Consider the following 6,533-nt stretch of genomic DNA (forward strand, 5'->3'; position numbering starts at 1 on the left):
GCCCCGCCGGGTTCCGCGCGGTCAACCGCGACGGCGTGGCCCGGCTGGTGCGCGCCCTGGCCGCGCAGCGCCGCCCGCCGCGCCTGGTGCTGTGCTCGTCGCTGGCCGCCGGTCCGGCGATCTCCCTGTACGGCGCCAGCAAACGCGAAGGCGAGCAGATCGTCAGGGACCACGCGGGCCGGGTCCCCTCGGTCATCGTGCGCCCCGCCATCGTCTACGGCCCGGGGGAGCCCGCGCTGCTCCCGTCGCTGCTGCCCATGGTGCGGCGCGGCCTGGTCGTCAAGCCCGGGTACGGCCCCCGCCGCTACGGCCTGGTCTACGTCGACGACCTGTGCGCCGCCCTGCTGGCCGCCGCCGAGCGCGGCCCCGTGCTGCGGCCCGATGACACCCGCGCCGGGACATATCCGATCAGCGACGGCAACGCCTACGAGTGGGCCGACATCTGCCGCGCCCTCGCGGGGGCCGCCGGTTGCCGCGAGCCGCTCGTGCTGCCGCTGCCGGTGCCCGTTGTGGGCGCCGTGGCGGCCGTGGCCGAGTTCGCCGCCGAGCTGGCCGCCGGGGCGGTGCCGGTGCTCAACCGGGACAAGGCGCGCGAGATGCGCCGGGCCGACTGGACCTGTGTGCCCGACGACGCCGTACGCGAGCTGGGGTTCGCGCCCGCGACCACGCTCAGGCAGGGGTTCGAAGCCGCGCTGCGTACCGTTCGGTGAGGGCGTGCACGGCCAGCGCCACCGCCAGCCCGGCGATCGCGTCCACGAGGTAGTGGTACCAGTCGTACACGACGGCCACCGTCAGCCCCGCGGTCAGCGTCCACAGCAGCAGGCGGACGTTCCTGGAGACGTGGCGGCGCAGGCAGAGCAGCGTGATCCAGGCGCCGGCCACGTGGGCTGACGGGAAGCAGGCGCCGGGCGGGTCGAAGGCGGCCATGATCTCGTTCTGCACGGCGGTGATCAGGTAGCCGTAGGGCCGGTGGGCGGCGAACGACTCGGGTGCGGCCAGCGCCGGTCCGGCCAGCGGGACGGCCATGAACCCGACATAGCAGATCAGCAGCGCGGTCACCGCGACGAACAGGTACCGCTCGGCCAGGGGACGTCGCCCGCGCGCGTACAGGATGACGGGGATCAGGAAGCAGCCGTAGAAGGAGAAGTAGCAGAGCGTCAGCACCTCGGTCACCAGCGGCGTGCCCAGGGCGGCGACGGCCGCGTTGGGCGCGAAGCCGAACGTCGCCCGCTCCCAGGCGTGCACGGCGTCGTCGACGAAGCGTCCGTGCAGGACGGTGGCCGTGCGGGCGGCGGCGCCGTACGCGAGCGGGAGCACGAGCAGCGGCGCGGCGAAGCGCAGGAACGAGACCGCCCGGTGGCCGGGGAACCGTTGCGCGGCGCGGGCGAGGGCGAGCAGGAGCAGGGCGGCGAGGACGTATCCGGCGAGCAGCGCGGGCCGGTCGGGCAGGCGGTGGTCGGCCCTGGGTGCAAACCATGACACGACCCCGATAATCGCCATAAGACCGAAATAGGCCAGCAATATTATTTCAACCTTGCGAAATTCCACCATACCCCGCACGTATTCGCCGCCGTTCCGCCGGCGGCCCAATATAGCCGCGCCCCCGGCGTACGCGTTCCCGTTCGACCGGCGGATAGCGGGAAGATAACGTGGGCGAGGATGAACGGTGAATTCGGCGGCGGTGCGATTCCCCTGACGTTCGGCGACCATTATGCGATCCGGCTCGGGGCGGGGGCCGTTCACGACTCCCGCATGCACTACGGGGTCGCGGTGCGCAGGCCCGGCCCGCCGCCGACGCCCGAGGAGCTGTGCGAGCTGGTGGCGGAGCGGGTGCGCGTGCAGGCCCCCGCGCTCGGCTACCGGCTGGCCGGGAGGGGGCGGTGGGCGCGGTGGGAGCCGGATCCCGGCTTCGATCCCGCCTGCCACGTCGAGTTCCACCGGCTGCCGCCGGGGGCCGGGGTGCACCAGGCGGTGCTGGAGGCCATGCGGGTCCGGCCCCTGTCGTGGGACCGGCCGCTGTGGAGCCTCATGGTGCTGCACGCGGACTCCTGGCCGGAGCACGTGCTGTGCTACCGGGCGCACCACGTGTTCCAGGACGGGATGGGGATCGCGGGCGCGGCGCGGGCGCTGCTGGGCGGGGAGACGCTGCCCGCGCCCGGGGGCGGGGCGGCGTACTGGAGGTCGCCGGGGCCGGCCCGCCGGGCACTGGCCGACCTGCGGCGACTGGCGGCAGCCTCACCACCCTGGTTCACGGCGCGCGACAGCGCCTGTGACGGCGCGCGCGAGAGCGCCCGTGACGGTGCGCGCGGGAGCGCCTGCGACGGCGCGTGTGATGGGGCATGCGACGGTGCGCGCGACGGTGCGCGCGACGGTGCGCGCGACGGTGCGTGTGATGGGGCGGGCGGCAAGGTGCATGACGGGGCGGGCGGCAGGGGGCGCGACGGGGCGGGTGGCAGGGCGTGTGACGGGGTGAGCGACAGCCTGGGTGACAGGGCGGCGGGGGATCTGCGGCTGGAGGTCGTCAGCCTCGACCTCGGGCCGTTCCACGCCATCGCCCGCGCGACCGGCGCCAGCGTCGCGCAGATCGGCCTCGCCCTGGTGGCCGGTGCCCTGCGCGCCTGGAACTCGCCCACATGCCACTCGCCCACATGCAACCCGCCCGCCTGGAACCTGTCCGCCTGGCCCGCCGGCCCTGCCGATCCTGCCAACCCCGCCCGCACGGCCCACCCCACCCACGCAGCCCATCCTGCCGACCTCGCCAACCCCGGTGAGCCGGTGGTCGCCTTGCCGGTCGGGCTGTGCGGGCACCGGCAGCACACCGGCCTGGGCAACCACACCGGCCTGCTGCCCATGGCCCTGCCCTGCGCCGAACCGTCCCCGCTGGCCCGGCTGGCCCGGGTGGCCGAGCAGACCACGATCAAGCGGATCGGGCACGCCCGCCAGGCCGCCTGTACGCTCTACGACCTGCCCGCCGGGCTCGCGGTGCCGCTGCTGCGGCTCCTGTCACCGCTGTTCAGGAAGGCCACGCCGAGCCGGCTCAGCGTGACCGCAGTCCCCCTGCCGAAGGAGCTGGCCGCGCAGGGCGAGGTGTTCGCGGTGCCGGGGCTGCCGCCCGGGCTCGCCGGGATGGTGGTGATCGTGCCCGCGGGGCCGTCGGTGACGTTCTCGGCGGTGTTCGACCCCCGGGTGTCACGTTCCGAAGAGCTGCTCGGCCTCCTGCGCAAGGAGCTCACGGAGCTGCACGCGCAGGCCACCAGATGAACCGCCCCAGGTGATGCGCGAGGGCCGGCACCAGGAACGAGCGCACCACCACCGTGTCGATGACCACCCCGACCGCCACCAGCAGCCCGAGCTGGACGACCGGCACCAGCGGCAGCACGGTCAGCACGAAGAACGCCGCCGCCAGCACGACCCCGGCGGCCGTGATCACCCCGCCCGTCGCCCGCAGCGCGTGCAGCGTGGCCTCCCGCGTGTCGAGCCGCATCGCCTCCTCCCGCACCCGGGCCATCAGGAAGATGTTGTAGTCGATGCCGAAGGCGACGAGGAAGACGAACGCGTAGAGCGCGAACGACGCGTCGATGACGGGATAGCCCAGGAACTGGGTGAACACGGCCGAGCACAACCCCAGCGTGGCGGCGAACGACAGCACGACCGTGCCCATCAGCAGCAGCGGCGCCACCAGCGAGCGCAGCAGCACCACCAGGATCAGCCCCACGACCAGCAGGATCAGCGGCACGACGAGAATGGCGTCGTCGAGGGCGGCGTCGCGGACGTCGAGCAGCTCGCTGGTGAACCCGCCGAGCAGCACCGCGCCCCCGGCGACGGCGCGCACGTCGTGGCGCAGGCCCTCCACCAGCCGCTGGGCGTCGGGCGTGTTGGGCTCGGCGGCCAGCACCACGTCGTACGTCCGCCACGGCGCGGGCGGGCCGGGCCGCACCGACACCACCCCCTCGGCCCGCCGCACGGCCCGCGCCACGGCGGCACCCACGTCCTGCCTGGCCAGCACCACCACCGGGGCGCTGGCCGGATAGTGCCGCCGCAGCGCGTCGTAGCCGGCCACCGAGTCGGTACGCATCGTGAAGAGCGCCGACGGCGGGATGCCGGAGGCGTCGAGCGTGGTCAGCCCCACGCACGACAGGACGAGCAGCAGGGCCGAGCCCGCCCACGAGGCCCGGGGACGCCGCCCGACGAACCCCGCCACGCCCCGCCACAGCCCGTCGCGGGCCGTCTCGCCGGGGAGCGGCGTGCTCGGCCAGAAGGCCCACCGCCCGCCCAGCAGCATCAGGGCGGGCAGCAACGTCACCATCACCGCCATCGTGATCAGGATCCCGACGGCGGCCGCCGCGCCGATCGAGCGCAGCGCGTTGGTGTCGGCCACCACGAGGCAGCCGACGCCGCCCGCGACGGTGAGCGCGGAGGCGACGACTGTGCGCAGGCCGCCCGGCAGCGAGTCTTTCAGCGCCTGCGCCGCGTCGGCCGTCGTCCGCAGCCGCTCGCGGTAGCGGGCCACGAGCAGCAGCGCGTAGTCGGTGGCCACGCCGAACACCAGCACCGTGAACACCTCGGGCGTGGCCGCGCGCAACGTCATCAGCCCCGAGCGCGCCAGCGCGTAGACGGCGGCGGCCGAGCAGAGGTAGGCCACCACCACGGCCAGCATGGGGATCACCCACAGGACCGGGCTGCGGTAGACGGCCACCAGGACCAGGAAGACCACGCCCACGCTGAGCGCCAGGAGCGTGCCGTCGACCCGGCGGAAGGAGTCGACGTAGTCGGCGGCGGCCCCGCCCGCGCCGCCCACGTGGCTGACCAGCCCCGGCGGGCTGCCCTCGGCGGCGATCTGGCGCAGCCGTTCGACCAGCGGGCTGATGAGCACGCCAGGCTTGCCGGACAGCAGCACCGTCACCTGCAACGCCTGCCCGTCGGCGCTGGGCACGGGAGCGGAGGCGGTGCCCACCACGTCGGGGACGGTGGTGAACTGCCGCAGGTCGCGGCGGGCCGCCTTGAGGTCACCGGGCTGGAGCGGCCCTGAGCGCTCGTAGACGACCAGCGCGGGCACCACCCGGCCGGACTGTTCGGCCAGCAGGTCGAGGACGCGGGCCGATTCGGCGTCTCTGGCCAGCATGGAGGTGCCGCTGGTGATGCGTACGTCGTCGAGGGGACCGCTCGCGAGCACGGCCGCCACGGTGAGCGCCACCCACCCGAACACCACGCCCGCCGCGATTCTCCGCGCGACCGCCGAACCAAACAGAACCGACAACTGCCCGCCCACCCCCGGCCTTTGTGTGAAAGTGCCGGCCGGCACGTAGACCCTAAATTCCCGATCCCGCTTAAACAAGTTTATGCAGGTGTCTCATATTTGCGTCATCAAGCCCATTAATACCCCGATGCCCAGTCCCGCCGAATGTGCGAGCGAGGGCCGTTCACTCGTTGTGCAGGACGCGCGCGATCGTGAGCCGGGCCGGCGAGCGGGCGGGCACGTACGCGCCCAGCACCGCGATCAGCACCCCCGCCGGCATCAGCAGCGCGAGCATCGGCAGCCGCCAGACGTCCAGCATGAACGCGGGCAGCATCAGGTCCGCCGCGTCGGCCATGGCGGGGACGATCAGGCGGTGCGCCGCCACCCCGATCGGGATCCCGAGCAGCCCGCCCGCCGCGCCCACCGCCGCCATCGACGTCACCATCATCACCGTGACCTGCCGCGGCGTCATCCCGATGGACTTCAGCACGCCGATGTCCCTGCGCCGCTCCCGGGTGTCGAGCACGACGGTGTTGAACACGCCCAGCGCGGAGACCGCGGCCAGCAGCACCGTGAGCACGGTCGCGAAGCCGGTCACGGCCAAAGCGGTCTCGTCGCTCCGGCTCTTGGCGGCCGGGTAGAGGCCGGGGTCGGCCGCTCTGACGGCGGCGTGGTAGGAGTCGACGCCGGTGCCGGGGGAGAGGCGGACCTCGTACTGGTTGGCTTTCGTGCCGGGCGCGAGCGTCGTCAGCGTATGCCAGTCGGCGTGGACGAGGTCGGGGGAGCCGTCCATGGTGACGCCGACCACCGTGGCGAGGGCCCGTCCCGCGCCCAGGGAGAGCGAGATCCGGTCGCCCACCGCCAGGCCGTGCCTGCCGAGGAACGCCGAGGTCACCACGGCTTCACCCGGCCCGCGCAGCCAGCGGCCCGCGACGACGGTCTCGCCCAGCGTCGCCGAGTCCCCGCGCAGGAACCTGCCCCTGATCGGCTCCGGGTAGCCGGTGAGGTGGAGGTCGATCCAGGCGTCGGCGGTCACGTACCGGGTGCCGGGCAGGGCGCGCAGGAGCGCCTCGATCTCGGCGTCGCCGTGCCGGGGCGCGGTCTGCCGTGAGCGCGGCTGACCCACGTGGACCACGGTGTCGACGTGGCCGACGCGCTGGGCCGCGGCCCCGTACGCGGTCATCGTGCCGGTCAGGCCGGTCGCCAGCGTCACGGTGGCGGCGCCGAGCACGACGGCCGCCATCGTCAGCGCGGCCCGGCCCGGCCGCGCGAACGGCAGCCCCAGCCCCAGGCTGAC

5 protein-coding genes are annotated in these 6,533 nt (G+C 74.1%); 2 read left to right on the top strand and 3 right to left on the bottom strand.

Annotated elements, in window-relative coordinates:
* The coding region (locus ABD844_RS04240; protein ID WP_344873144.1) for an NAD-dependent epimerase/dehydratase family protein at positions 1-710 on the top strand (710 nt) is incomplete at its 5' end.
* On the opposite strand, the gene ABD844_RS04245 is transcribed toward ABD844_RS04240, so the two are convergent.
* Positions 670-1,482, bottom strand: coding sequence for a phosphatase PAP2 family protein (locus ABD844_RS04245; protein WP_344873146.1), 813 nt, complete (start codon positions 1,480-1,482; stop codon positions 670-672). The genes ABD844_RS04240 and ABD844_RS04245 overlap by 41 nt on opposite strands.
* Before the next feature lie 177 nt (positions 1,483-1,659).
* On the opposite strand from ABD844_RS04245, the gene ABD844_RS04250 reads away from it, so the two are divergent.
* Positions 1,660-3,261 (top strand): wax ester/triacylglycerol synthase domain-containing protein, encoded by a 1,602-nt coding sequence (locus tag ABD844_RS04250; RefSeq protein ID WP_344873148.1) that lies wholly within the window; start codon positions 1,660-1,662, stop codon positions 3,259-3,261.
* Here the strand turns inward: ABD844_RS04250 and ABD844_RS04255 are convergent.
* Both ABD844_RS04255 and ABD844_RS04260 read right to left on the bottom strand, forming a co-directional pair.
* Entirely contained in the window at positions 3,230-5,257 is a 2,028-nt protein-coding gene (locus tag ABD844_RS04255; protein WP_344873150.1) for an MMPL family transporter, read from the bottom strand. The genes ABD844_RS04250 and ABD844_RS04255 overlap by 32 nt on opposite strands.
* A 163-nt stretch (positions 5,258-5,420) precedes the next feature.
* Positions 5,421-6,533: ABC transporter permease (locus tag ABD844_RS04260; protein ID WP_344873152.1), on the bottom strand; the 1,113-nt coding region annotated here is incomplete at its 5' end.

The organism is Nonomuraea antimicrobica, assembly GCF_039536965.1.
Classification (GTDB): Bacteria; Actinomycetota; Actinomycetes; order Streptosporangiales; family Streptosporangiaceae; genus Nonomuraea; species Nonomuraea antimicrobica.